The sequence below is a fragment of the uncultured Campylobacter sp. genome, from assembly GCF_938045595.1.
Classification (GTDB): domain Bacteria; phylum Campylobacterota; class Campylobacteria; order Campylobacterales; family Campylobacteraceae; genus Campylobacter_B.
Window position 1 is genome coordinate 1 of the sequence record NZ_CALIBB010000188.1, and the last position, 1242, is coordinate 1242.

The following is a 1242-nucleotide window of genomic DNA, read 5'->3' on the forward strand; positions in this document are numbered from 1 at the left end:
GAGGAAGCTGCTCAGATCCCGGCGCCGGGCGCCCCGAGGTCGCGGCCCAGGACGGTGGCCAGGACGGACAGGCACAGGTCGATGGCCTCGTCCTGCTCGGCGGGACCGGCGTCGGCGATGTCCTGGCCGATAGCCGTGACGAAGACGAGCCAGGCGTGGAGGCTGCGGCGCGTCGCCGGAGTGTCCTCCGCCCCGGCCAGGGCGAGGATGCGCAAAATCAAACAGATCGGCATCGCGCTATGTTTCGCAAGCTTCGGCGCGCTGTGTATGATGGGCAACCTACTCTTCCTCCCCGTAGCGCTGCTGCGGCTAAACCGCATAGGCGCCGTGCGAAATTTCGTACGCGATTTTATAATGATCTCGTGGCGCATATTTTTGCTGCTCGCGCGACTTTACGGCAGCATCGGCGTGAGCTGGCGCTGCAAACTCCCGCCTAGCGGCACTCTCATCATCGCAAACCACCCCAGCCTGCTTGACGTGGTGATCTTTTTAGCCCACGTACGGCGCGCAAACTGCGTAGTCAAGGAAAGTCTGTGCAAAAACCCTTTCCTCTCCGCCGCCATCGCAGCCGCGGGCTATATCCCAAACACCGGTTCGGAAGCGATGATAGATGCGTGCCGAAGCGCCCTTGCGCGAGGAGAAAGCCTAATCATCTTCCCCGAGGGCACGCGCACCGCGGATCGCATCGTCATGCACAAAGCGGCATTTTACATCGCGATAAATTTCGCAAAAAACATAAACTGCGTCGCGATAAAAATGGATCCTAAAAGCCTAAAAAAAGGACAAGTATGGTACGATACGCCCGAGGTTCGGATGAAGTACAACCTCTACGAGCTGTGCGCGCTGGATCTAACGGGCTTTGAGCCGGATCGCCCAAACCCGATCCGCGTGCGCAAACTCTACGAAAAAATATCAAATCTATATGAAAAGGAGAATCTGTGAACGAAGAAATTTTGGAGCTTAAGGAGCTGATCATTTCGGGGCTGAACCTCGAAGACATCGCGCCCGGCGACATAAATGACGATGAGCCGCTTTTTGGCGACGGGCTGGGGCTCGATTCGGTCGATGCGCTGGAGCTCGGGCTTTTGGTGCAGAAAAAATACGGCATCGTGCTTAACTCAAAAACCCAAAATTTAAAGCAAATTTTCTCATCCGTTGCGTCTTTGGCGCAATACATCGCCGAAAATAGGAGTAAAAATGAGTAAAGATGAAATTTTTGAAATTTTAAAAAAGGCGCTCGTG

The 1242-nt window shown here is 55.0% G+C and carries 3 protein-coding genes; 2 read left to right on the forward strand and 1 reads right to left on the reverse strand.

Going from position 1 to position 1242, the window contains the following annotated elements; genetic code table 11:
* Positions 1 to 11: 11 nt before the first annotated feature.
* On the reverse strand, positions 12 to 233 hold the full coding sequence (locus tag Q0340_RS07445; RefSeq protein WP_298082789.1) for a hypothetical protein: 222 nt from the start codon (positions 231 to 233) through the stop codon (positions 12 to 14).
* Between Q0340_RS07445 and Q0340_RS07450 the strand changes: the two genes are divergently transcribed.
* Both Q0340_RS07450 and Q0340_RS07455 read left to right on the forward strand, forming a co-directional pair.
* Positions 208 to 942 carry a lysophospholipid acyltransferase family protein gene (locus Q0340_RS07450; RefSeq protein ID WP_298082790.1) on the forward strand — a complete coding sequence of 245 codons (735 nt, stop codon included), beginning with the start codon at positions 208 to 210 and terminating at the stop codon, positions 940 to 942. The genes Q0340_RS07445 and Q0340_RS07450 overlap by 26 nt on opposite strands.
* A complete protein-coding gene (locus Q0340_RS07455; RefSeq protein WP_298082791.1) occupies positions 939 to 1205 on the forward strand; it encodes a phosphopantetheine-binding protein in 267 nt (88 codons plus the stop codon). Before Q0340_RS07450 ends, Q0340_RS07455 begins: the two co-directional genes overlap by 4 nt.
* The last annotated feature ends 37 nt before the right edge of the window (positions 1206 to 1242 follow it).

Excerpts from the sequence above, each read along its gene's own strand:
- Q0340_RS07445 (WP_298082789.1), bottom strand. The coding sequence starts at position 233 with ATGCCGATCTGTTTGATTTTGCGCATCCTCGCCCTGGCCGGGGCGGAG.
- Q0340_RS07450 (WP_298082790.1), top strand. The coding sequence starts at position 208 with ATGCGCAAAATCAAACAGATCGGCATCGCGCTATGTTTCGCAAGCTTC.